Source organism: Roseibium salinum (genome assembly GCF_026240905.1).
GTDB lineage: Bacteria > Pseudomonadota > Alphaproteobacteria > Rhizobiales > Stappiaceae > Roseibium > Roseibium salinum.
Genome location: NZ_JAPEVI010000003.1, coordinates 1323874 through 1349034 on the forward strand (window position 1 = coordinate 1323874; position 25161 = coordinate 1349034).

Below are 25161 nucleotides of genomic sequence, written 5' to 3' on the forward strand. Positions count from 1 at the left end.
CAAAATCCGGTTCTGCCGCCCCGGCGCGGTTATCAACCGGCTGGAACGGCAATGGTGTGTGAAGAGTAAGCTTGACGGCCTTCATGTCTCAGGCAGCAATCTTGAGCTCGCCCAGAAGTGCGCGTGCGGCGTCAAGGTCCAGACCTTTGAGACCGATCACGACCAGTTTCCCGGCACTATCGGCGCCGGCCGCAAACCATGTTTCCACACGCGGACCAACGGCCTGCACCATTGCGGGCGCCGTCTTCCCCTCGATGCGAACCGCACCCTTGATGCGCAGGACCCCCTTTAGCGCCATAGCTTGAAGAACCTTCGCTTCAACCGCCTTCAGGGTCTCAAAGGGTGCGACTTCAAGAACATGGCTTTCGAAATCATCGTGATGATGGTGGTCATGGCGATGATCGTCATGGTCTTCATCGTGATCATGGTCATCATCGTGGTGATGATGATGCTCGTGCCGGTCGGACATGTCGTCTTCGGCTGCGCTGCCGCGGCCGAGCAGCACTTCGATCGGCAGCGTTCCCTTTTCGGCGGAGACGATGTGAACCGCGGGACGGATGTCCGCGGCAATCTTTTCCCGAACGGCTTTCAAAGCCTCTTCGGAGACCAGGTCCGCCTTGTTCAGAACCACGAGGTCGGCGCAGCGCAGCTGGTCGTGGAAGAGTTCCTCCACCGGGCTGTCATGGTCCAGGGCGTCATCGGCGGCACGCTGAGCTGCCAGTGCCTCCTCGTCGAGCGCGATCCGGCCTTCCGCCAGAGCGGCCGCATCCAGCACCGTCACCACGCCGTCGACCGTCACCTTCTGCCTGACTGTGGGCCATGAGAATGCGCGCACCAGGGGCTGCGGCAAGGCCAGGCCGGATGTCTCGATGACGATGTGCTCGGGCGGGTTGTCGCGTGCCAGCAGCATTTCCATCGTCGGCAGGAAATCGTCGGCCACCGTGCAGCAGATGCAGCCGTTGGTAAGTTCAACGACTTCTTCCGCAGAGCAGCCCGGGTCGGCGCAGCCGTTCACCAGCGAGCCGTCAAATCCCATATCGCCGAACTCGTTGACGATCAGGGCGATGCGCTTGCCGCCGGCATTCTGCAAGAGATTGCGGATCAGGGTCGTTTTGCCCGCACCCAGAAACCCCGTGACGATGGTTGCCGGTATCTTCTGGCCGGGCTGCAAGGTGGAAGTGGTCATATTGAAATTTCCGCTTGTGTGTTGGGTTTCATGAGCAAAGGCAGGCCGGCGGCGACAAAGACCACCTGGCTGCACGCCTGTGCCATACTCTGATTAAGCCGTCCCTGAGCATCGCGGAACGACCTGGAAAGACCGTTCTCCGGCACGATCCCCATACCGATCTCATTGGAAACGAAAATGCAGGTGCCCTCAAGGCGCGGCAGTACCTGGCACAGTTGCGCCGTCTGCGCACCGACATCCTTTTCGGAAAAGGTCAGATTGGACAGCCACAGCGTCAGGCAATCCACCAGCACAACCCTGTCGGGCCGGGATTCGCGCAACAGGACGCCTTTCAGGTCGAACTGTTCCTCGATCGTGTGCCAGGCGGCACCGCGCTGGTGCCGGTGGGCCGCAATCCGGTCGGCCATCTCCGCGTCCAGGGCGGCGCCCGTTGCGACATAGACCTTCTGCAGGCCGGATTTTTCCGCCAGGGTTTCCGCGAACCGGCTTTTTCCCGACCGGGCACCGCCTAAGACCAGTGTGGCACGAGGGCCTTGTGTTTCCGTCACCTGAATTCTCCCGGCCGTCCACCCGACAGCGTGCTAAGGGGTTGCTTCCTTGACGGCCGGTCTCCTGGCTTGCGGCTCGACGCGTCCTGCACCCCTTCCCGGCCCGTCCGGCCAGTGGTTTTCGTGCAGACGCTCACCGCTCACAGTTGCGGGGGCAGCTCCGGATTTGGCCAACTGGCCGCGACCGGATTCCCGTTTCATCCGGAATTGGCCGAGGCCTTTTCCGGAACCGTCGGTTTTCTTCCTAACCGTATATCTGAGCCGATACAAGCGGGTGCCGGCAAACGCCCGGATCGGCCGGGTCTTCCGGATTTGAAGGATGCATGTGTCAGCTTTTTCTGTAGACACCCGAAATCTGTCGGTCATCGGGTGCAAGCAGACGTTTGGAACGTGCCGTTTTCCAACGCGACCGACCGGGCGACAGTCATGAAAAATATACGGTTTTCCACACGCTGGCCAAAAAGATATCGGGGCGGCGAAAAAAACGCAGCCGGGGGCTTGGCAAACAGATCAAGCCTTTGATATACGCATCTCCATCGACGGGGCGGCTCCTTGCTGGCCCCGAGCGTGGTGATCCCCAGTAGCTCAGTTGGTAGAGCAAGCGACTGTTAATCGCTGGGTCGCTGGTTCGAGTCCGGCCTGGGGAGCCATCACCACCCTCTCATTCTTCCTTTGAAATGGCTGTATTCTTCTGGTCCGATCCCCATGGCCTTCCTGTGGATTCGCACGACCCATGCCTTGTCCCGCCCGGCGCTTGGCAGGTTCGAGCACTTGCCATGCGGCTCGTCCTCCATCAAGTTCGAATTTCCCAATTCTTCGCGCGATCGGCCCGCACTGGGCAATGCATAATTTTGTCTAACTGACACAAATATTTAACTTGCCTGCGCGCCCTACTTTCAACAAAAACGACTACAAAAAGAACTAACAAAGCGCGTGACGATTTCCACAGGTGTGATGGATTGAAAATAGATCTACTTTCAAACCAAACAAACGCGCAATAGACGTCTAATTCTGAACTTTCGAGGGCTGTATGACTGTACTCATTACCGGAGGTGCCGGATATATCGGATCCCATTGCTGTGTGGCGTTTCTTCAGGCAGGTCATGACATTGTCGTTCTGGACAATCTTTCGAACGCCACCAGCATCAGTCTTGACCGCATTGCCGAGATCACCGGCCAGAAAGTCGTCTATGAGCAGGCCGATATCCGGGACCAGGCGAAGCTGGAGACGATCCTGAAACAGCATCGTTGCAGCGCAGTCGTGCATTTCGCCGGTCTCAAGGCGGTGGGCGAATCCACCAAAGTCCCCCTCGCCTACTACGACAACAACGTCGTCGGCACACACCGCCTGCTATCGGCCATGGCCAATTGCGGCGTGAAGCAGATGATCTTCTCCTCCTCGGCGACGGTTTACGGGGAGCCCCAGTTCCTGCCGCTGACCGAAGATCATCCCACACGCGCGGTCAATCCCTATGGCCGGACCAAACTGATCATCGAGGACATGCTGCGTGACGTTGCCGCGAGCGATCCGTCCTGGGGCTTCGGCATCCTGCGTTATTTCAATCCTGTCGGCGCCCATGACAGCGGCCTTATCGGCGAGAACCCGCTCGGCATTCCGAACAATCTGATGCCGTTCATCACGCAGGTCGCGGACGGGCGCCGCGAACAGCTGTCCGTCTTCGGCAACGACTACGATACGCGGGACGGCACCGGTGTGCGCGACTACATTCACGTGACCGACCTGGTGGAAGGTCATTTGCGGGCGCATGAGGTGCTGGCGTCGGGTTCCGCGCCGTCCAACTGCTTTGCGGTCAATCTGGGCACGGGCAACGGCTACAGCGTTCTGGAAATGGTCCGCGCCTTCGAACGGGCATCGAACAAGGAAATCCGCTTCAGCTTTGCGCCGCGCCGGGACGGCGATGTCGCTGAATGCTACGCCAATACCGAGCTTGCCCACAAGGTGCTCAACTGGAAGGCCGAACGCGACCTGGATGCCATGTGCCGGGATACGTGGAACTGGGTCTGCAAGAACCCGCGCGGCTATGAAACCGCGGTGGATTAGGCGGGAAAGGCCGGGCGCAAAAGCCGGCGTGAGCGCCGACTCGGGCTTGTGACACCGGATTTCATTTCCATCGTCATTCCGGCCAAGCGCAGCGCGAGCCGGAACCGGAGAGCCTCAGGGGTTCCTGTTCCGTCCACAAGCGCTTTCGGCTCACCGATCCCGGATCTCCGCTTCGCTGCGTCCGGGAGGACGATCTGAACGGTTGTCTACAACCGAGCATGCGCACGCGCCGCCGAGTTTCACCGCAGCGGGCGCCGTGTCACATTCGACGGCTTCACCTCGAAACGTCCCTGCTCATGTCCTGGAATACCCTTACCCGCCCGATACTCGTTGCAGCGCCCTCAATGTCGCCGTCATTCTTGCCGGCAAATGGCGCGACCGCATTGCTCAGCAGCATCAGTGCCGGCGTGTGGGCAAAAGTGTTGCGGACATCAAAGATCTCCACATCATCCACATAGAAGCGGAATTCATTTTCGGTCCATAGCATGCCGTAGCGATGAAACGCGGTATCCAGAGGTGTATCGGTGCGGTAACTCGCGGCCAGGATGATCTTTTCCGGCTTCCAGCGGCGGGCGGAAACCTGAATGATGTTCGGATACTTGACCTCGGCGACATCCAGCTCGAACCGCGTGTCTCCCGACGTCTTCTTGTCGGCGATCAGCCAGAAGGCATTGTTGACCCCGGCTTCGCTGGCAATGCGCATATCGCATTCAAAATAGCCGTAACACTGCCGGAAACTGCGGGTCTGGATGTAGCCGCCGGTAAAGGGGCGATTCGGATCGCTCTGGTGCCCCAGGCGCAGGTCCACCTGGCCGCCTTCCACCACGACGTTCTCCGGGTAGCGCATCGTCTTGTGCTGATGGCCGCCCTTCTTGACCGATTTCCAGATCTCTTCAGACATTGCAGGATCATCGAAACTGTCTTCGAAAGTGAGCTGCCAGTCCCCTTTTGCGACGGCAAGTGGCGGCGGCAATTCCAGTCCGGGGTTCGCAACCGCCCAACCGGACCTCGCCAACAGGCCAGCTGAGACAAGACCACCGGCCGCGGCGGTCAGGAACCGCCTGCGGCCGGATGAAAACCCGTTCATATTCATATCTGGCATAATGCCCTAACGTGATGGTTCAGCTGGCGAGTTTCTTGGCTGCCCCGTCGGCCTTCGTGTGTTCTCGCAATGCGAGTTCGAGCCGCCAGGCCCGCTGGCGCAGGACCTCGATTTCGCTGGTCATGTAGTCAACCTCGCCCTGGAACCAGCCCGTGACGTCGTCCAGTTTCGGATCCATTTGAACGAGGTTGGGTTTGGTGATCGGCTTTTCAGGCGGAGATGCAACCGGCTTGGGAAGAACGTGGTTGAGACCGTTCTCCGTCAGGAACTGGTGGTACTCCGCGTAGTTTAGCCTGTAGACATGCTGCACCTTGGTGAAGTCCGCGTTCTCGAAAATCTTTTCCAGGTCGATCGGCATGTAGTCCTCGACCTCGACCGAGGGAATTGCGAAGAGGGTCGAAAGCTCCCGGATGCGCAGATCGTAGGTGAAGAACACGGCGGGAATGCCCTGGTGGAGCCCGATCACGTTGCCGTGGAGCCTGAATCCGACGAGCACGTCGACATTCTTCTTCGCATCGGCCGCCCACTCGTCGACGTCGAAAAACGCCTGCATGCGATCGCTCATCAAGGCTTCGACGTCCTTGTCGCCCATCAGGTCGTATTTGCTGAGGATGCCCTGGATGTGTTTCTGCTTTTCCTCTCCGGTTTCATAAATCGCCAGCGTCTCCTCGCGCTCGCCCTGGGAGTAGAGCCGGTTCTTCTCTCGGCGAGCAACAGCCTGGATGAGCGCCCGCTGCATCCGGTTGGTCTTGGTGGCGTTGGAAGCGTAGTCGGCCGACAGATACCTATTCAGCGTCAAACCGACACGCGCATTGGCCGGATCGAGCGGCTTGATCTCGATGGACGGGCGCAGGCCGCGATAAAAACTCGGGCACCCGATGATCCGGATATTCTTGATGCCGATATCGTTGAACACCTCGGCGCTGTAGACACCGCGCACACCGATGGTTTCGCATTTGTCGGCGATGATCTTCCAGGCCTCGACACTGCCCTTGGGCATTTCGAGCTTCTTGTACTTCGCGGCCTGAGCCCCGACGCCGACCGGTACGATGGGACCCTTCAGCTTCTTGAGCAGCGGAATGACATTGCCGATATCGACGCTTTCCGTCAGGTAATTCGAACCGCGGATGACCGTCGCATCGTAGTCCTGCTTCGGCCACAGGCTCTCATCGCCCGCATGTGCGAACTGAATGTTCGAGACCTGGTCATAATCCAGTGCCTTGAGCATCGCGTCGTAGACGAGAACGTCGCCGGTATTGATCCCCCCGCGCGCGAACGTGGACAAGGGGTCGTCGATCTTCAAAAAGGCGGATTTGTTGCCTGGCTTGACTGCAGCACCACCGTTCAGAACGAAGAGCTTTTTCATGTGATCTGTCACCTTTAAATATATGGGCCACAGCCCTTCAATGAGTGGACTGGCGAATGACGGTCCTGCGGTCGCCGACCGTGGCCGGCTCCGCTCCCGGGGATACCGTTCTGTGCTGGTCGGTGGATTGCGCGCCCCTCGCCTTCGCGATCCGGATGCCCCTGAAGCGGTCCGGGAACCACTTGTAGAGCTGCCTCAGGAACGGCTGCATGTGCTTGTCCCAGTTGCGTTCGCCTGCGCGTTGGGCCGCGCGCGCCGACAGGCTGTTCAATCGTCCCTCCCGTTTGCCGAGGCCTTCGAGGGCGGCAATGAGGTCCTGCGTAACGATGCCGTCGTCCGTCGCTCTCAGCAGAATGCCGTCCACACCGTGCTCGATGAGTTCCGAGACGGCCCCCACATTCGTGGCGACGGGCACGCAGCCAAGACGCTGCGCCTCGATGATCGTGAGAGGAGCCCCCTCCCACCGGGAAGGCAGCACGAATACGTCCGCCCACGCCATGAGTTTGCTGAGCCGGCGGCTGTCGTAGACCGGAGGCTCCACCTGGATGCCGATCTCCTCGAAACGCTCCTTCCAGGATCCCCCGGCCCCGGAATCCATCACGTCGGATCCGATGATGCGCCAGTCGAGCTGGACACCACGCCGCTGCAGGGTGCGGGCAGCGGCAAAAATGCGCTCGATGCCTTTCTGACGGTCGAGGCGGCCCAGGAAAATCGCCCTGAGGCGGCCGTCCCGTTCCTGCATGCGGGTCGCGGAAAGGACCCTGACCTCCTCCGTCTCCATCGGGTAACCCGGCGCATTCGGTATATGCAGCAGCTTTGCCATCGGCACGCCCATGCCGTGCAGCCACTCCGCCATGTCCCGCGAACAGGTGAGAACCGCGTCGTAGATGTGCTCATAGGCAAGGGTCAGGTAGGGATGGCCCGCCGGGCGCCCCATTTCGGAATTGTCGAGCACGTGCACGTAGTTCACCACCTTGACGCCGCGCCGCCTGAGTTCGCCGAAGATCGCGTTGGCCGGGGCAAGCTGATTGTTGATGACCACGTCGAGACCGGACAGAAATCCGAGAACCTGTTCGGCACGGGCGTTCTCGTCGTGACCCATCAGGATGTCGTGGCCGGAAAACGTGTTCGGCCCTCCCCAGAGTGGATAATCGTCCGCAAGAAAGTTGATACTGTCAAAGACCTCGTCGTTTTCCGCAATCCGGTTGTAGACCGGTTGGCCGAACACATAGAGGTGTACTTCACATCCTGCCCGCTTCAGGACACGGGCGGCCGCATAGGCGACCTTTTCAACCCCGCCGAACGTCGCGATCGGCAACAGCATTCCAACGCGCAAGGGTCCGTCCGCCTTGGCCAGACGCGGCATAACCGGGGCAGCGCCGACGGCGTGGCGCAGAAGCTGGAAGTATTTGCTGCGTTCCGGCAGATAGGGTGAACGCCAGATCCAGCGTTTGGCGGGTCCGTTCTGGTATCCGGAGTCCCTCAGAGCGCCCAGTGTCGCTAGCAGGCTGTTGGTGGCGGAAAGAGCGGTTCTCTGGATGTCTTCAGCAGAGAACGGTCCCCGGACAACCAGCTCGACGATCTTGGGCGCCGGATGAGCTCCTCTGAGCGACCGCACCCAGTCGTCGGACGTATCTTCCGCACATTGCTGCACGATGCCGAGCGACGTCATCCAGGCGAGCGGCCTCTTTGCAAGTCCCTGCCCCTCTTCCAGCGGATGGATTTCCACGCCCAGCTTGTCCTTGTCGCGTTCAAAACGGATCGCCACAAAGTGATAAGCCTGCGACAAGCGCTCGCCGAGCCACAGAACGTTGTGAAGGAGCCCGAGCCCCTTCAGCGCATCCCTGTGGACCGGAAACATCCAGAGCCAGAAGGGCGGCACCCCGAAGGTCTCCGGTTCGGCCCGGGAGGACCAGAACGTCCTGACGAACTCCTCCAGCTCCCGCTTGTCGTGCTCGATCAGCGGGTCGGTGAACAGGTCGACCAGGTTGGAGCCCCGGCCGAACGCTCCATACCGCGGCGCTTCCTCGTGCTCCCATTGGAGCAGCGTATCCGTGGAGAACAGCTTTTTGTGCTTGTCCTTGATGTAGCCGAGAATGCTTTCGCGGGTCCGGTTGGAATCGCGCAGCATGCTTTCGGCGCGCTGACGGTATTCAAAGCCAAAGAACGGATAATTGGCACCCTTGAAGCCGTGCGAGATCGCCTGCAGCCAGAACTCCCAATCTTCGAAGCCGGACTTCATGCTTTCATCGAAGCGTACACCAGCGTCGAGAATCGACCTGGAGACCAGGCTGCCTGCCTCGCAGATATTGTCGAAGGTCACGTGCAGCAGCCGTGAATATTGTGCCGTGTAGTTGCCGTTCCACTCGATCCCGAACTTGTCGATATTGGGATAGATCCAGTCGACCCCGTCATTGCGGCGCATATAGTCCATGAGCACATGGATGGCGGTCGACGTGATCCGGTTGTCGGCATCCAGGAAATAGATGGCCTCGAGATCGCCGAACGTGCGCAAGGCGAACTCGATCCCATAGTTGCGGGCCGAGCTCAGGCCGCCATTCGGCTTTCTGAGGTAATAGACGTTCTCGTGCGCCAGCGCATAAGCTTGCCCGACCTGAGCGGTTTCGGGATACGGGCAGCCATCGTCCACGATGACGACGGCGATGTTGAATGGCGCCTCCTGGGCGAGAGCCGCGTCGACGGCCTCGGTCAACAAGACCGAATGCTTGTAGACCGGGATCAGGATGGCAACCGTCGCCGATGGCGTGCCGGCACTTCCGAACTGAGCGTAGCGCACATTCGGTTCGTCCGTTTTGATGACCTTGCGATGAAGCATGCCGCTTACCCGCTCACGACGGCACGGAAATTGGCGAACTTGGCCCAGGCGAAATCATTTCCTCCAGGCTCAGCCATGCGCGTGGCGAAATAGACATTCTGCCAGATGTCGAGCTTTTCTCCGGCAAAAGCGCTCAGATGCGCGGTATCGCCATAGGTCACCGTCTTCCACCCGGAAAACGCCTCGCCGGCGGCCGGTTGCCGCTCCTCGCCGAACAAGGCTTTGGCACGTTCGAGGTCTCGCGCAACCACGATCGCAAAATCGATGTCCGCAGCGCGGTTGTTGTCGATGTAGGCCTTCGCAGACATGCGCAGGACCTGGGGCGGGCACGCCGCAGGCAGATGTCCGATCGTGATGCCCTCGGCCGGGGGATGACAACCGATCGCCCGCTCCGCCGGCAACGGCATGATCGCTTCGAATTCGAAGGAGACCTCGTCGGAATTTGCCAGGCTCGCGTGCTCCAGAACGCCTGCGGCGATCGGAACGTCCCGGAAGCCTTCCTCCGTGGTGACCTGTTGCGATTGAGCCGGAATGTAATTGGCATGAGACGGCAGGGTCACACCGGGAATTCCGGCCCACACCTGCAAGGCGAGACTGTTCTTCAGAAGAGGCGACCCGGTCGCCGCGTCCCTAACCTGGAACATTTCGACCGGCTGCAGCCCGCCCATGGACAGGAGCGGAACATCGTCATCAGCCTCTTCGACAAGGAGCCGGAATTCCAGCGTTCTCCGCAGTCCGGCCGTCGACTTTGACAGGCCGAATATGTTCCATCCGCCGGTCAGGTCGCCGCTGGCGATCTGCCAGGTGTCGATGATCCTGAGTTCTTCGAGCGCGACCAGTTGCGCGCGCAGCTTGATATCGTGCCGCGAAGCGGGCTTCTCCACGTGAACCGCAATACCGCTGACGCCGGAGCTCGCCACCGGCAGGATCTGACTTATCCCCTCAGGCGACGCACTCGCCAATACATTCGGGTTCAGCGGGTTTTCAGTGGGTTCGTTGCTGAAGACCAGGTCGAGCGGCTGCAGACCGTGCCGGTTCAGGAACGCCTCGAGCGAGGCAAAGCGGTTCTGAAGCTCGTCGTTGAGGCTTCTGAGGGTCCGTAGCTCCTTGTTGGACAGGACAAGACGCCTCGCCCCGGCCCTCACACCTTCGGCAACCAGCCCGATCAGGGAGGATACCGCTTCGACCTCCCCGCCTCTGCCCCAGCCGATCACCGGCGGAAGCTGTGCGGCACCGCGCTGCTGCAGCCATCTGAGAAAGCGATCCTTGTCGCCGGACGCCTCCGGGCTGACAATAACGGCAAGGAGCATCAACGGCAGTTCGCCGATTTCGAACCTCTCGCCAGTTTCATCGGAAAAGAGGGCGAGCCCATCGTCAACACCTTCGAACCACACCGTCTTGACCGCCTCGACCAGGGGTCCCGGCACCTCATGTCTGTTGAGGCCGATAACGATCAGGACAGGTTCTTTCAGAAGAGATACTTCCCGAACCGCCCTGTGAACCGGAAACGTCTCGTGTGTAGCTACGACTGTCATGCAGCCCCCAATCTACCAAGCTGATATAACCGCTGAAGGACACGCTTATTCGTGCCGATCAAACACTCCCCTGGAAGATCAAGTCTTTTTGTGTCAACAATACGACAGCAGAGCTGACTTAGATAGGTTAATACTTCTATTCACAAATATATTTGCAATTTTGTCATGACATTTGTTTTACTAATCAGAAATATTACTTCGAGTTTTGTTGTATTTTGTTAGCATTTTCACGCAACCCCTCGTGCCTTCTCCGCTATGGGAAGCGATCGGTCCCGCATCGCGTTTTCGATGCCGTTTTCCTCCAGGAAGTCCCGCATCGCGTCATAGGTCCCGGCATAGGCCCGGTTGAACGCGTCGAACGTGTCCTGGCGCCAAAAGTCGCTTAGCCGGAAAAGCTTCTCGGAGAACACGTCAAAACTCGGTATCCTGAACGTGTCGGCAAACTCGCGCGTGCGGCTGTCGTAGGTGAAGTAGATGGCGGGGACCCCGTTTGCCAAGGCCATCAGGTTGCCGTGCAGACGGTAGCCGAGAACCAGGTCGCACCGGCTTACAACCGCATCATAGTCGGCAACCACGTCCGAATAGAACAGGCGGCTCCGGTAAAGCTTCTCGATTTCATCGTCCAGGTACCATTGCCTGACCCAGTCATTAGCCTTCAGGGCGGCAATCGCCTCCTCCTTCTGCCGGTCATTACCGAAGACAAGCTTCTTTTCCTCCAGTTCACCCTGGGCGATCAGGATCGTGTCGAACCGGGTGGCGCAGGATTTGATCAGACTTCGGTGGAAAGTCAGATACTGGCGGATGTCCTGGGCATAGGCCGGGGAGACTTCTCTGCGTACCGTAAGGCCGACCTTCTTCACACTGCCAAGGTCCGGCAACGTGATGGTAAGGTCGGGATCGTTATTCCGAAATGCTGTCGGACATCCGATGATGCGGGTGTTGTTGATCCCGATATCCGCCAGCACCTGCGCTGTATAGGCGCCACGCACACCAACGGACTGTGTGGAGTCCGCTATGATGCGCAGCACGTTTCTGGTGGAGTCGCTGAGTGCGATCTTGCCGTCCACGGGGGCTTGGGCGCCGATTCCGAAGGCAAGCACCGGCAGCCCAAGATGCTTCAGCACGGCTTCAGCCTGCTCCCAGTTCATCTGGCTGTGAATGTAGTTCGACCCGCGCAGGACCACGTAGTCATATTCATCGCGCAGTCTGTCGACCTGCCGGGGATCGTATTTCCTGATCTCCAGAACGCCGAGTTTCGAATAATTCAGAAGCTTCAGAGAAGAATCGAAAACGAACGCATCGCCGATATTATGGTAGTGATCCAAATTTCGCTGAACGTCCCGATAGTTATACCAGCGGACATTGTCATGATCGTAGACCTCGCCGGACGGGATCATGACCAGAATGCGTGACATATCGGCTTCCTTGTTCTTACTCATGCGCTCTGTTGCAGGTCGCCGGACAACTCGACCCTCGGTACGCGGCGGTTGGCGATAACCGCGCGATAAAGGTTCAAGTGTTCCTGCGCGGTGTCCAAATGAGTCTTGGGCGGCTGGATGCCCTTGTGCAGGTGCTCCCACTGCCCCTGGTTGCTCAGGATCTCGATCATCCTGTCCGCAAGGTCCTCGGGGCTGGCCGCCCTGAAATGCAGGCCGTCGATACCGTTCCTGACTTTTTCGGCCATGCCGCCGATATCGCTGCAGATCAGCGGACGGCCGTGAAAGAACGCCTCCTGAATGATCACCGGCGAGTTTTCCCACCAGATCGAAGGCATCATCACCCAATCGACCTGGCGCATGAGAGCAGGCATGTCCTTGTTCTGATAGGAACCTGCAAATCTGACGCGGTCTTCCGCCTTTTCCAGAAGGCTGGCGATCTTCTTCCGGAAAGGCTCCGGCTGCCGGCCGAGATTGCCGCCGAAAATGGTTAGCGACGCATCGTCCCCCCAGACGGATTCGGGAATGCGCTGTACGGCATCGATGAGGATATCGACGCCCTTGTAGGGCGTCATCTGTCCGAAAAAGGCGAATTTGGAGCGCCTGTTGCGGGATCCGGTCAGCTTGCGCGGCTCGGCCTTCTCGCTGACGTTCAGGCCGTTTTCGATGATCGAGAAATTGTCGGCGGGCAGTCCCCACTGGACGTAGCGGTCGGCAAGAAACCTGCTCGGGGAAATGTAGGCATCGGCGAGCCCCAGCATGGACTGGATGAACTGCTTCCGGCGCAAGAACGCCCCCGGTGCGATCTCCGGAAAGCAGCCATGGCAGGAAATCGGCGAAGCGGTCTCGCAGAGCTTGAGACCCTCCGTCTTGACCATCTGCCCGTGATGGTGGCACAGCGGCAGAAACTCATGGAATGTAACGAGAATTGCCGCATTCGGCAGCGCCTCGCGCACCGTATAGAGCGCTTCCAGTCCCAAGCCGAGAAAGTGGTGGAAGTGCACCACATCCGGGTGGAGAGTGCGCACCAGCCGGCGCAGGTCTTTCCGGATGTCGGCGGTATTGCGGTTCGAAATCAGGAATGGATCGTAATCGTCCGCATGATAGAGCAATTCGTCATCGGCATCCTCCGCTCCCATGAGGGCAGAGCGCCCATGGCCAGGATAATCCTCCCCGACGCGTGCCAGAAAGAACGACTGCGCTCCGGGAATGGATTTCAGGCCTTGATGAAGATTGTAGGAGGCGACCTCCGCACCGCCGAGCGACAGGTTCGGATGCCCGTGGGACACAACCAGGACCCGGAGCATGTCGTTGGCCGAAGATCCGCCTGGAGCTCTTGGGTCGTTCATCAGCATGCCCCCGCCAGTTTCGGAAGCGCGGCCGACCAATTGCGGTCGAAGACCTTTCGATCGATCACGGACACGAGTTTCTGCCAATTCCGTTCGCCGCCGAAACTGTCTTCGGGATGGACCATTTCCACCTGCGGAACCCAGATCGACGGCACCCCGCTCGCGCGCAGTTTCAAGGCGGCATCGATGCCCTTTTCGTCCGTTCCCAGATACCGGCGCGTGAAGCCTCCTGCCGCCTCCAGGGCGGATTTCGGCAGGACACAGCAGTCGAACGTGGCCGCCGTCACCTCGCAGACCGCCGCGCCATGCAGCGTTCTGCGCGGATAGCCCAGGTAGTGCTGCTTCAAGGCGGTCTCACTGCCCTCCTCGTCGATCCAGCTTCCCGCCCATCGGATGGTGTCGTCTTCATAAAGGATCGTCGGCGCCGCGAGGCACTGTCCGTCCCGTGCCTGGAACGCTGAAATCAGCGGCTCCAGCCATCCGGCGCTTCTGGGCACGAGACTGGAGTTGAGGCAGACAATCGTTTCGGAAGGAGCGGCGGCGATGCCGGCCTCGACGGCATCGAGCTTGTCTTCAACGTTGGTTGCCAGAACGGCGCGTACAGCCACGCCGTAGAACCCGGCAAGCCGTTTGACTTCCTCAAGCTGCTCGGCCAACGCGGCCGCCGGCCCTGACAGGACAAGAGGCACTCCTCGCAAGAAGGGGTCGAGTGCGAGCAAAGGCAACAGGACAAGCGCCTTTTCAACGTCATCATCGAGACCAATGACGACCGCCTTTGAAGTATCGGGCGGCACCTGGCCGATGTCGATCACTTCCCCGACGACCGGTTCAGTGCGGACCGCCTCACAAAGCATCGGTACGAACTGGCGCTCGACAACGTTGGAGCTCAGCGCGGTTACCGGGTCGAGGCTGGCGACAAGCCTCCGGAAAGCGGTTCTGAGCGGCGCCGTTCCGAGCGCAAGCGGGGCGTAGGCCGGGTGTCCGTTCTTGAGAACGATTTCAAGATAGGACGCGCGCGTGCCCACGTCCGGCTCGCAGGTGAGAAAGGCGAGAAAACCATGGCGATGGTGAGCGGACGGCCCCCTCAGGAAAGGCGACAGGTCTTCAAATGCACTCGTGACGTCCGGACGCGGCTGGCTGGTCCATGTTTCGTCGATTCGGAACGACCGGTCAGCCGACTGGAAAAAGACGGCCTCCACCCGGTCCTCCGGATCCAGCAACCAGCCGCTGAGCATGACCCCGCCCCTGTCGACCGCTGCGCAGAAATCGATCCCGATGCGCACCGGGACGTCGAGTTCGCTTACGGTCTCCCGCCCATCGAAGCGGTGAGCGGCGGCAACCAGCTTCCGCTTTCCGTCACCGGAGCCCGAAAGCCTGGGAAGCAGGGAGCGGATCTGGCCCGGTATGCCGTGAGCCTCCAGGAGCGAGCGCTTCTCGTGAACATCAACCGTGCTCCAGTTGCTGCGGCCGCGGAACACGAGGCTGCGTATGGCATGTGCGTTCAATCTGGTCTGTGCGGTGAGCAGCCCGGAAAAGCCGAACGCCTTTCCGCCGGTATCCTTGCGCTCGAAGAGGCCGCTGGTGAGTTCTGCAACCGTCAAACCGTCTCCGAGGACCAGAACCCGGCAACTGCCTGCGGGCAGGCCCTTTGCCCACCCCTGGACATAGGCGTCGCCCTGATCGAAGCTGCCGAGCACCTCGATAAAGCCGTCCTGCCTTGCGATGCTGCGGACGACTTTCGCGGCAATCTCCGTTCCGCCGGCGGCGGACTTGCCTGACAGCAGGGCATCAACCAGGCTGTCGACGATCTCCGTTTCCGGCTGCTTCGAGACTTCACTGACGAGATTCAGGAACGCGGCCAGGTCCACCGGGCCGTGCTTGAGCACGTAAGGGTAGGAATGCCCGTGGCTCCGGATCGTGACGCGTTCCAGCGTCTCGCCGCGCATCTGGCGCAATGAAAGCACGGCAATAAACGGCGGCTTGTTGGCCGAAGCCGGCTTTCTCAACGGCAGGGTCACCAGGGTGCAGGGAGCCGCAGTCTTCGGGTCGTCATTCAGGATGACCTGCAGATTGCCGGCAAAAGCGTCGCCGACACCTGCGACCAGCAGGGTCTCCCGGTCGAGCGTGGAAAAGAGCACGGAGCGGCCGTCGAGCGGCACACCGACACCGTCTCTCCGGCGCCCATCCGACTCCCCCGGACGGGCGGCGAAATGATCCGCGCCCGCGCGCAATTTCTGGACGCCCTCCAAAGGCACGACCGGTTCCATGCGTTACCCCCAAACCCCACCGATTGCGGCAAGCAACAGGCCGCCGACAATGCCGAGCAACGCTGCCAGCAAAAGGAGGTGAACCCTGATGTTGCTCTGGCTCTTTTCCGCCAGAACCGTCAGGCGGTCGTCGAATCCCTTCAGCGTCTGATCAAAGCGCAGAAGAAAGACCTCGAGCTCCTTGACGCGTTGGGAAAGCTCGCTCTGTCCTCCCTTCAGGATCGTCAGCGCTTCGCCGAGTTCGCCGTCGGTCGAGGCGAGCTTGTCGATCCGCTGTGCCGTTTCGCGCAGCAGGACCGTTGCGTCCCGTTGCCCGAGTGCGCTTTGGCGTTGAGCTGCGGTCAGTCGGTCCAGTTTCTCCATCACGACGGAAAGCGGCAGCGCGATCGCGGCTTCCGCGGCCCGTTCTTCGGCACTCGGGCGCGGCAATTTGAGCTGCGTGCCGTCCTGGGGCGACTCCGCCACCACGGACAACCCTTCCGGCGCCGCAGCCACCGCCTGCGGCAGCTCAAGATCGAAAGCGTAGGCACCGTCGCCGATCCCGTTTCGCCGCAGGTCGATCCGCGCATCCTCGGCTGTCTTGCTCATGACCCTTTGACCGTCGTGGTAGACGTGGATGGTCATGCGGTCGCGCGGATTTGCGGCATCCCAGGCCCAGCCGAACAGCCGTCCGCTTTCGAAGGCGTCGACACGCCCCTGAATTTTGGGAGCCTGGGTCTGCTCCGCTTTCGGGGCCTGGGCTACGTTGGTTTCCATTTCAGCTGCTGACATGGCTCTGCTCGTTAGGCTGCGGGTTCTTCTGCGGCTGCGTGCTGTCCTGCAAACAGGCGCAGATACTGTTCGGCCACCGCCGCGACGGTTTCGGGCGGACGTGTGTTTGCAGCGAGCGTCTCGTGAAGCTGTGGGTCGCGGGCGGCCGCGGCCAGAACGCCCGCAAGACCGGAGGGGTCGTTCTTGCGAACATGCAGGCCGTCGACACCGTGACACACCGCCTCTGCCATGCCGCCCACTCCGCTGGTTATCACGGGGCGCCCGTGTTGCTGTGCTTCGGCGATGACGAGAGGTGCGTTCTCCCACCAGACCGACGGGACAACAACCCAGTCGACGGGTCCCATCAGTTCGGGCACGTCGTGCGTTTTATAGGGACCCAGACGGGTCACGTTCGGCGCCGTTTCTTCGAACAATCGCTCGATTCTCTCGACGAAGTCCGGATCCTGGAACGGCGCTCCGCCATGAACGCGCAGCTCGAAATCGACCTCGCGTTCATTGAGAATCCTTGCGGCCTGCAAGAGCACCTCAATGCCCTTCCATGGGGTCAGATTTCCGAAGAACCCGAAGACATTCCTGGGTGCGCCGGGAGCGGAACGCAAGGGAGCCGGCGCCGCATCAGGCCGTCCGTTGCGGATCAGCTTGATCCTGTCCGCTGAAAGACCCCAGCGCACATAGACACCGCGCAAAAAATTGCTGGGAGCGACGAACTCGTCGATTGCATCGAAGTGGGTCTTTATGAAGCGCTCGCGAAGGCGCAGGTCGTTCGGCTTTGCCTCGGGAATGCACCGGCACAGGCCCCCGGCTCCAAGCGCCGCGCACGGCTCGTCGGGCGTTTGCATGAGGACGCCGTCATTGGCGCAGATCGGATAATAGTCATGGAGCGTCATCACGATCTTTACATGCGGCAGCACGCGCCTGATCAGGACCGGCAGTTCCACGCCGAAGAGCAGAAGGTGATGGATATGCACGACGTCGGGACGGAAACTCTCCAGCAGCGTCTGCATGTCCGGAACGAACGCCTTGAGATCGATCTGGCTCATGTTGAAACGGTCGAAGTGACCTGCCCACATGAGCAGCTCGTCGCCGCTGTCGCTGATTGCCTGGAAACTCGTGCCCGGGTGCGGTTCCCGGTGCAAATGATTGGTCGCCGCGACGAAAAGCGCCTCGTGACCGGCCTTGCGATAGGCCCTTGCCAGTTCGCAGGCGACCGTTTCCGTTCCGCCGGGATGAAGGTCGGGGTGATTATGCGCGAAGACGAGTATCCTCATTGCTCGCCCCGCTGCGATGTCTTCACGGCAACAAAGAAATCCTGGTAGTTCCGGCTGCCCGTACGCCCGCGCCAATGGCCGAGCTTTTTCGAGGCGATTTCGAACCCTGCGGCAAAGAGCGCCTCGTCGAGAAACCCGTCGTCAAAAGCGACCGCTGCCAGCGGCGCCTGCTGGTTGGCGTACCAGGCCGGCCCCGCGCCTGCACGCCTGAAAACAACGCGCGGGTCTCCCGAGGTAAGGTCCGTGCCGTCATCGACGACGAAAGCGGACATGAACAGGCGCCCGCCCAGTTCGAGGACGCGGGAAATTTCCCGGAAATAGGGTCCGATCTCCGCGGCCGGCAAATGGGTGACGACCGAGGTCATGACGGCAAAATCGAACGCACTGTCCGAAAAGGGTAGCGCAAGTTCAATTCCCCGGATACGGCCCTTGGGATTGTAGAGCTCGTGCGCAATATCCAGGTGCCTGAAGCGGAAATTCGGATAGACGGACGAGATATTCCGGCTACACCACTGGATGCCGTGCGATGATGGATCGATGCCCTCGTATTGTCCCGTCGCCGGATCCAGATACTGCGTCAGCGGTACGGCCATGCGGCCGATGCCGCAGCCGATATCGAGAACCCTCTCGTTTTCCCGCAGGCCGCCCAGTTCGATGAAATGGCCGAGAAATTCCGTGCCGATCGCCAGGTAGTCGCCGTCGCCGACAAAAACGTCTTCCTGCGAGGGAACGGGCAGGAAGCGGTTTCGTTCGATAATCTTTTGGAGGTCTGTGAGCCGTTCACCTCTCAAGGCAGCGGGCTGCAGAGTGATGGTGTCGGTTATCTGAACGTTTGCTTTCATGATGTTGTCATTCCGTCCTGTGCCCCGGGCGCGGACATGAGGTACTCCATGTCCTGCTGCCAACGGGACTGGTGAAGCCAGCGATTGTACTGGGAGGCGACACCGCGGGTGTAATCGGCACTTTTCTTTATGGATATTCTTTCGAAGTGATACAGCTCTACATCGCTCAGATAGTAGATTCGCCGATTGAGCCGCCTTATCTTCAGGCACAGGTCGCTGTCTTCGTAGTCACCGATGATATAGTCCGTCGTGAACCCGCCCACTTCGTCAAAGTCCGCTTTGGAAAGGACCAGGCACGCGCCGGTAACGCCGGGCACTTCGCGGGAAACGCCGGCCTGCGGGAAGAGCCGCGGGAAGCCTTTGAAATAGTGGTGGTTGAACCACCGGCCCTTCTCATCCTGAATGAACTTCAGGCCCGCATGCTGGATGGAATTATCGGCATAGAGCAGTTTTGCGCCCACGGCTCCCACATGCTCATCCATGAGCAGGCCGGCGCACAGCTGTTCAAGCCAGCCGGGCTGAACCGGCACGACGTCCGAGTTCACCATCGCCAGATAGCGTCCCCGCGCCAGGGCTGCCCCGGCATTGCACGCGTGCGCGTATCCGGCATTGCGATCCATGACGATCAGCCGAACGGGTAAGCCGTAAAGCAGGTGAAAGCCGGCCAGGAGATCCTCCACCTGGGTTGCCTGTTCAGGAGAATCCAGGACAAAGAGAACTTCCGCATGTTCCGCAAGCCAGCTGTCAGCCGCGAAGGCGGCAATTTGCGCCTTCAGAAACTCCAGCACGCGGTAAACGGGGATGACGATCGAGATCGCCGGATCTTGCACCGGCGTGCCGATCGACACTTCCACCGGCGCCCCGACAGCGGCCTTTACGCGCGACTGCAGGTCGGCAAACGGCCGCGACAGGCATTCTTCCATGACCTGGTCGGTCGCATGACGGGGCGGCACAACGGAAAGGGCTTTCGCGCGAATATCGCCAAGCTCGCCCGGCTGCGGCGGGGGAATCAGGATGAAGCTTTCTCCTGACGCAAGCCGCAGATCGAATCTGGGCTGCAGATGATGCTGCAGCGACTTTGCGACAGGTGCGTAGGCGACAAACCGTTTGATCCGGTGCCCTCCCTGGCTGTCCGGCAGGACACCATCGAAGGAGTGCAGCGAAAGCGGGTGCGCCTCGCCCGACGGATCGATCAGGTCAAGTCCGACATACATGCCCGCAGGGTCACGCAGCCAGCCGCCGACAAGTACCCCATCCTCGCTGGTCAATGCGGTTTCAATCGAACAGAAAGGCGTCACGTCGCCAAGAACGCCATGACGTTTGGCGGGCAATGGCTCGGAAGACTGGAGATCGGAAACGGCCGCCCGCGCCAGTGCGGTGCGGCCCCCGAGGTCCGATATCAGGAAATCCCTCAGCTCCGGCAATTTGCGTGCATAGTTGGCCCACCACTGGCCGAGCGTCCGCCGGCCGTTGTCGGTTTCCAACTTGCGAGATCGCCAACCCCCAGGGCCCGGAGAGGACCAGCAGACCTTTTTCCGGCAGGTGCTCCATGCTGGCAGAACCGACAAAGAGCCGCTTTTTTCCGTTACCATATTGTTTGTTGAAGCAGCTCTTCTCGACCCGCTTCACCCCCAAGTCGCTGACAAGCACCGCAGACGAGATGTCGGCACAGTCACCGTTGAGGAATGTTTCAAAGAGCCGGATATCCCCGATCGTCGCAACGCAATCGGCAACGCCCGGTTTCTCGTTTACCGAGCGCAGGAGATCCATCGCGAACGCAACGAACCGGCGCGATCTCCCGAGCCTGAACATGCCGGCCCAGGTATTCAGAATTGTCGTTACGAAAACAGCGCAGGCATTTTGCGTCAGGCCGGCCGTAAGGGCATAAGGATCGACGTCTGCCTGTTCCTGATCCTCTTTCACGTGGAGATCGGCACCGGATCCGACGGCGCCGGCGCTCAGCCTCAAGTGCAGCGCAGCTTGTTCCTTGAGGGAGAAAATCCAAAGAAGGCGCGATCTGCCGTCCAACCGCGCGAGGCGAAGACTTGCAAGGGAACCAAAACGCCGGCCGGACCGCTCTTCAAGACGCGGGGCTGCGTTAACTGGATGAGGCGTATCCCAAACGACAAAGCAAACATCCGGTGCAAGCTGAAATATCTGCGGAGCGTCGAACTGCGCTTCGGCGTAAGAGCCTACGGTTTCCAGCATGTTTGCGCTTCAATACTCTTGCGTGATTGTTAGTTAGGATTCCATTTGCATTCCGGGCCGGGCACCCCGCAGATGCGGGTGCCCGGACGGGCGCCGTTAGGATACGACGATGTATCCGTCAGGATTGTCCTGAAGGGCCTGTGCATCCACATTGTTGAGGGTGACGCTGTCGCCGTTGCCCAGGTCAATGACGGTGTTGTCGCCGACCTGCGTTGCCCGGCTGGCGACATCAGCCGCCGACTCGATGCCGGTGTCATTGATGTTCGTGGTGACCTGAAGAAGATCGCCGTCCTGGAAGTCCATGACGACGTCGTTGCCGCCACCGCCGGTGAACACAAAGACATCGCTGCCTTCACCGCCGAACATGATGTCGTTGCCTGCACCGCCATCAATGATGTCGCTGCCGGCACCGCCCATGATGATGTCACCGTTATCTCCACCGGAGATGAAGTCGGCACCTTCCTGACCGAAGAGAATGTCACTTCCCTCACCCCCGACAAGGACGTCGCCTGCGTCGCCGCCGAAGATCTTGTCGCTTCCCGCTTCGCCGAGGATCACGTCGCTCTGATCGCCGCCGAAGAGGAAATCGTCGCCTTCGTCGCCAAAGACGATGTCCTCTCCACCCAATCCGAAGATGAAGTCAGGGGCATTGGTCCCGGGCAAGAAATCGTCAAACGCACTACCTTCAATTGTAGCCATAGTTAGCTCCTGAGTTTGCCTCTCTAAAAACGTCCCGACGCCGCGGCACGTCGCATCACAAAAACAATCTCTGCTGTTGCGCTGCGAGAGACACAATACACACTATTGATCTTCATCAAAGGGATGAATCATGAAAAAAATAAGGCAATATTCTGTTTAATACTGCCTTTTTTGCTATTTTAACTGCAGGAAATTTCTAATTCACTCGGTCATTGCCTTCGTTTTATTTCTAAATTCGAAGTAATTTCCGCGAGCGGTAATCGAGTTGAACCCATGATGTTGAAATTCTCTCTATTTTCCAGGTGTATAAGTCTGTCCTGAGGACTCTGTTTCTGCAACATCGCCGAGAATACTGTGCGTATTATTTACTTTGACACCGCCAGGAATGTGCGGTGCAGCATTCGCTACGCCCGGGTAATCTGACGCCGAGAAGGACCTACTTTTAGTTGTGTCACGGGAGTCCCCTTCACGAATGGGCTTAAGAGCGTCGGCTGGCTGACCGCTTTGCAATGGACCGCCAGCCGAACGATTTCAGATCGATCTGACCCGCCTATTCTTCCCGGAAGGCGCGATTGAAACTGTCGGTGATCGGTTCAAGCAGATACTCCATCGCCTTGCGCGCGCGGCGAATGATCAGCACTTCCGCCGGCATGCCGGGCGAGAGGGAGATCTCCGGGTTTTCCTCCAGCGCGCGCTCGTTCACCATGGCCCGCACCACATAGTAAGCGTACTGGGTTTGCGGATCGAGGCTCTGATCGGCCGCGACGTAAGTCACCTTCCCTTCAAGGGGGCTGGTCCTGCGCCGCTCATAGGCCGTCAGCCGAATGCGGGCCTCGGATCCGACATGAACGGAATTGATGTCTTCGGTGTCCATCCGCACTTCGACGATCATCTTTTCATCATTGGGTACGATGTCCAGGATCGGTTTTCCCGGCTCGATAACTCCGCCGGGCGTGCGCATCTGAATGTTGTAGACAATGCCGTCCTGAGGGGAGTTTATGACGAGACGGTCGAGCACATCCCTGGCCGCGATGATCTTTTCGTTCGTAATGTTCAGCTCGAGTTGGGCTTCCAGCAACTTGCCCGCGATCTCGCTCTGCAATTCCTGCTCGGTCGACAGAAGGGCGACCTCCGCACCCTGCCGCGCCTTTTCGGACTGGGCCTTTTCGGCAGCAAGTTCACCGCCGTCGCCGATGAGTTCGCTCAGGGCAAGCTGGACCTCGCTCAACTGGGCCTTCGAGGTGAACCCCTTCTTTTCCAGGCTGCTGAGCGCCGCCACCCGCTCTTCGAGCAGGACCCGGCGGTCTGCGTTGGCGGCAATCTGCGCCTCGGCAGCCTCGATCTGCGCGGTGTGCTGCTCGATTTCCTTGCGCTGAAACTTCAACTTTCCCTCGTAGACCTCACGGCGTTTTTGAAAGAGGCGCCGCTCGGCCTCCATCACGTCCTCCGCCATCGGCGAATTTATCTCGGCCAACTCGGCAGGCATTTCGACAGTGTCCTTCCGGTCGCGTTCGGCCCGAAGTCTTGCCAGCGTTGCGAGCAGGCTGATTCTCTTTCCGTGAAGCTGCTGCAATTCGGCCCTTGCCCTCGTTGCATCCAGTTCGATGAGAGGTTGTCCGGCTTCGACGAAATCCCCTTCCTGCACCAGCAACCGTTTCAATATGCCGCCCTCCAGATGGCTGATGGGCTTGGTTTTGCTGTCGGCAATCACCTTGCCGCGCGCGATGGCCGCGCTGTCGAGGTTCGCGGTAAATCCCCACACCAGGAAACCGCCAAATCCGAGAAGAACGGCAATCGCCGCGGACATCACCGGTTTACGCAGGCCCGGCCGCTTATCCTCGTCCGGGGCATGGACGGTTTTCCAGAAGGGTTCAACCGCATTGGCGCGGACGTCGTTCGTGATATTCGCTTCGTGCTCGATCTGGCGGGTCATGCAACTTCTCCATTCGACGTCAGCGAGCGTTTTTGAGCGGGAGGCAGCCGGCGCGATATGTTGCTGACAACGTCCGTGCGGTCACCGAACTGGCTGATCCGGCCATCCTCCAGCACCAGGATCTTGTCCGCAGCTTCCATGATCGCCGGGCGGTGGGCGATCATGATGACGATTGCTCCATCGTCCTTCGCGGCCGAGATCGCCCGCAGCAGCGCGACTTCGCCTTCGGTGTCGAGGTTGGCGTTAGGCTCGTCCAGCACAAGCAGCCTGGGCTTTCCGAACAGGGCCCGTGCCAGGGCGACGCGCTGTTTCTGACCGCCCGACAGCGTATAGCGGGTATCCCCGACCGGCGTGTCATATCCCAGCGGCATGCGCCCGATCATTTCATGCACCCCGGCCGATCGCGCCGCGTCGATTACCATCTGGGGATCGGCGTCGTACATGCGCGATATGTTTTCGCGAACCGTACCGTCGAGAAGCGACACTGACTGCGGCAGATAGCCGACCATGGCGCCGAACGAGGCCCGCTCCCACAGATAGACATTGTGGCCGTCCAGAAAGACGCCGCCCGTTGTCGGCTGCAGCGTTCCGACGAGCAGGCGCGCGAGCGTCGACTTGCCGGCCGCGGAGGGGCCGACGATGCCGAGAATTTCACCGGGCTCGAGGTTGAAGGAAATACCCTTGATGATCGGCATGGGTGCATTCGGTACCGCGTAGACCAGCCGGTCCACCTTCAGCGGTCCCTGGCTGGGCGGCGTCGGAATCTTCTGCCGCACGGACGAGTGGCCCTGGACGAGCTCGCTGACGCGGTTCCACGCGGAAAACGCAAAGACCCACTGCCTCCAGTTTTCAGTCATGTTGTCAAAGGGCATCAGCAGACGGCTGGTGGTGATGCTCGCGGCAATCATGGTACCGGCGCTCACTTCGCCCTTGATGACCAGATGCGCCCCGAGCGTCAGAACCGCAATCTGCATTCCGAATCGCAGGGATCGTGTCAGCGCGTGAATCGCCTTGCCGCGCCTGTTGCCGACCGCCATGAGGTCGTTGGCGTGAATCTGTCCCTTGCGCCAACGCCGCGCGAGCGCCGGCATCAAGCCCATCGCTTCGATCGTTTCCGCGTGCCGCAAGGTCGACCCGATGCGCGACACATTCTCCAGATTCGCCGTATTGGCTTCTTTGAGAATCGAACGTGTCGCCATGTCGGAAACGAGATTGAGACCGATGAGAATCACCGCCGAAATAACGGCGAGCAATCCGTACAGCGGATGCAGCAGGAAAAGGACGAGCATGAAAAGCGGCACCCACAGGGCCTCCAGCGGCGCACTGATCGCATTGCTGGTTATGAAACTGCGCAGATCGTTCAGGTCCCGGAGCACTTCCGTTGCCAGCCCTCCGCCTTTTTCCAACGACGTTCTCACCCCGGCCTCGAGCGCCGTCAGATTGAGGCGCCGCACGAGCTCGGTGCCCATGACCTGGAATATCTGGCTGCGTATGAATTCCAGCACCCCATACAGAATCAGTGCGCCGCCCGCGATGATGGTCAGCATGCTCAGCGTATCCAGGCTCTGACTGTTCAGCACCCGGTCATGCACCTGCAGCATGAAGAACGGACCAGTTAGTTGCAAAAGCGTGATAAACCCACTTAAAATTGCAGCCGCGATCAATCCGGTAGTAAAAGTCCTACGCGCCTCTCTCACCAGCCAGGCGCCATCTTTGACCACCGTCTTCTCCTTTTTAGCCATACAACTCTCCG

Annotated in this window: 18 protein-coding genes, 1 tRNA gene and 1 riboswitch; of the genes, 2 read left to right on the top strand and 17 right to left on the bottom strand. The window is 60.0% G+C overall.

What is annotated here, in order from left to right; genetic code table 11:
* Positions 1–88: 88 nt before the first annotated feature.
* Together cobW and cobU are read right to left on the bottom strand one after the other, a co-directional pair.
* Positions 89–1186 (bottom strand): cobalamin biosynthesis protein CobW, encoded by a 1098-nt coding sequence (gene cobW, locus ON753_RS10660; RefSeq protein ID WP_265962495.1) that lies wholly within the window; start codon positions 1184–1186, stop codon positions 89–91.
* On the bottom strand, positions 1183–1734 hold the full coding sequence (gene cobU / locus ON753_RS10665) for a bifunctional adenosylcobinamide kinase/adenosylcobinamide-phosphate guanylyltransferase (protein WP_265962496.1): 552 nt from the start codon (positions 1732–1734) through the stop codon (positions 1183–1185). The genes cobW and cobU overlap by 4 nt, the downstream gene beginning before the upstream one ends.
* Before the next feature lie 37 nt (positions 1735–1771).
* Positions 1772–1983, bottom strand: a riboswitch (cobalamin riboswitch).
* Positions 1984–2308: 325 nt separating this feature from the next.
* On the opposite strand from cobU, the gene ON753_RS10670 reads away from it, so the two are divergent.
* Positions 2309–2384: transfer RNA gene (locus tag ON753_RS10670), tRNA-Asn, on the top strand.
* 380 nt (positions 2385–2764) lie between these two features.
* The gene (gene galE / locus ON753_RS10675) at positions 2765–3796 is read left to right on the top strand and encodes a UDP-glucose 4-epimerase GalE (RefSeq protein ID WP_265962497.1); all 1032 of its coding nucleotides are present in this window, start codon (positions 2765–2767) and stop codon (positions 3794–3796) included.
* Positions 3797–4070: 274 nt separating this feature from the next.
* On the opposite strand, the gene ON753_RS10680 is transcribed toward galE, so the two are convergent.
* The 15 genes from ON753_RS10680 to ON753_RS10750 all read right to left on the bottom strand — a co-directional run bounded on the left by ON753_RS10680 (position 4071) and on the right by ON753_RS10750 (position 25150).
* Complete coding sequence (locus ON753_RS10680) at positions 4071–4883, bottom strand: glycoside hydrolase family 16 protein (protein ID WP_265962498.1); 813 nt, start codon at positions 4881–4883, stop codon at positions 4071–4073.
* 34 nt (positions 4884–4917) lie between these two features.
* The gene (locus ON753_RS10685) at positions 4918–6264 is read right to left on the bottom strand and encodes a polysaccharide pyruvyl transferase family protein (protein ID WP_265962499.1); all 1347 of its coding nucleotides are present in this window, start codon (positions 6262–6264) and stop codon (positions 4918–4920) included.
* 37 nt (positions 6265–6301) lie between these two features.
* Positions 6302–9100 carry a glycosyltransferase gene (locus tag ON753_RS10690; protein WP_265962500.1) on the bottom strand — a complete coding sequence of 933 codons (2799 nt, stop codon included), beginning with the start codon at positions 9098–9100 and terminating at the stop codon, positions 6302–6304.
* A 5-nt stretch (positions 9101–9105) separates the two neighbouring features.
* A complete protein-coding gene (locus tag ON753_RS10695) occupies positions 9106–10635 on the bottom strand; it encodes a DUF6212 domain-containing protein (protein ID WP_265962501.1) in 1530 nt (509 codons plus the stop codon).
* A gap of 227 nt (positions 10636–10862) precedes the next feature.
* Positions 10863–12050, bottom strand: coding sequence for a polysaccharide pyruvyl transferase family protein (locus ON753_RS10700; RefSeq protein WP_265962502.1), 1188 nt, complete (start codon positions 12048–12050; stop codon positions 10863–10865).
* Positions 12051–12070: 20 nt separating this feature from the next.
* Positions 12071–13420, bottom strand: a complete 1350-nt coding sequence (locus tag ON753_RS10705; protein ID WP_265962503.1) for a glycosyltransferase family 4 protein — start codon at positions 13418–13420, stop codon at positions 12071–12073.
* Positions 13420–15687 (bottom strand): glycosyltransferase family 2 protein, encoded by a 2268-nt coding sequence (locus ON753_RS10710; protein ID WP_265962504.1) that lies wholly within the window; start codon positions 15685–15687, stop codon positions 13420–13422. Before ON753_RS10710 ends, ON753_RS10705 begins: the two co-directional genes overlap by 1 nt.
* 3 nt (positions 15688–15690) lie before the next feature.
* Positions 15691–16458 carry a hypothetical protein gene (locus tag ON753_RS10715; protein ID WP_265962505.1) on the bottom strand — a complete coding sequence of 256 codons (768 nt, stop codon included), beginning with the start codon at positions 16456–16458 and terminating at the stop codon, positions 15691–15693.
* An 11-nt stretch (positions 16459–16469) separates the two neighbouring features.
* Entirely contained in the window at positions 16470–17726 is a 1257-nt protein-coding gene (locus ON753_RS10720; RefSeq protein ID WP_265962506.1) for a glycosyltransferase family 4 protein, read from the bottom strand.
* Positions 17723–18568: a class I SAM-dependent methyltransferase gene (locus tag ON753_RS10725; protein WP_265962507.1), complete on the bottom strand. Its 846-nt coding sequence runs from the start codon at positions 18566–18568 to the stop codon at positions 17723–17725. The genes ON753_RS10720 and ON753_RS10725 overlap by 4 nt, the downstream gene beginning before the upstream one ends.
* Positions 18565–19836 carry a glycosyltransferase family 2 protein gene (locus ON753_RS10730; RefSeq protein WP_265962508.1) on the bottom strand — a complete coding sequence of 424 codons (1272 nt, stop codon included), beginning with the start codon at positions 19834–19836 and terminating at the stop codon, positions 18565–18567. The genes ON753_RS10725 and ON753_RS10730 overlap by 4 nt, the downstream gene beginning before the upstream one ends.
* Positions 19837–19843: 7 nt before the next feature.
* Complete coding sequence (locus ON753_RS10735; protein WP_265962509.1) at positions 19844–20776, bottom strand: hypothetical protein; 933 nt, start codon at positions 20774–20776, stop codon at positions 19844–19846.
* Between the two features lie 96 nt (positions 20777–20872).
* On the bottom strand, positions 20873–21475 hold the full coding sequence (locus ON753_RS10740; RefSeq protein WP_265962510.1) for a calcium-binding protein: 603 nt from the start codon (positions 21473–21475) through the stop codon (positions 20873–20875).
* Positions 21476–22025: 550 nt separating this feature from the next.
* Entirely contained in the window at positions 22026–23408 is a 1383-nt protein-coding gene (locus ON753_RS10745; protein ID WP_265962511.1) for an HlyD family type I secretion periplasmic adaptor subunit, read from the bottom strand.
* On the bottom strand, positions 23405–25150 hold the full coding sequence (locus tag ON753_RS10750; RefSeq protein WP_265962512.1) for a type I secretion system permease/ATPase: 1746 nt from the start codon (positions 25148–25150) through the stop codon (positions 23405–23407). The genes ON753_RS10745 and ON753_RS10750 overlap by 4 nt, the downstream gene beginning before the upstream one ends.
* Positions 25151–25161: the final 11 nt, after the last annotated feature.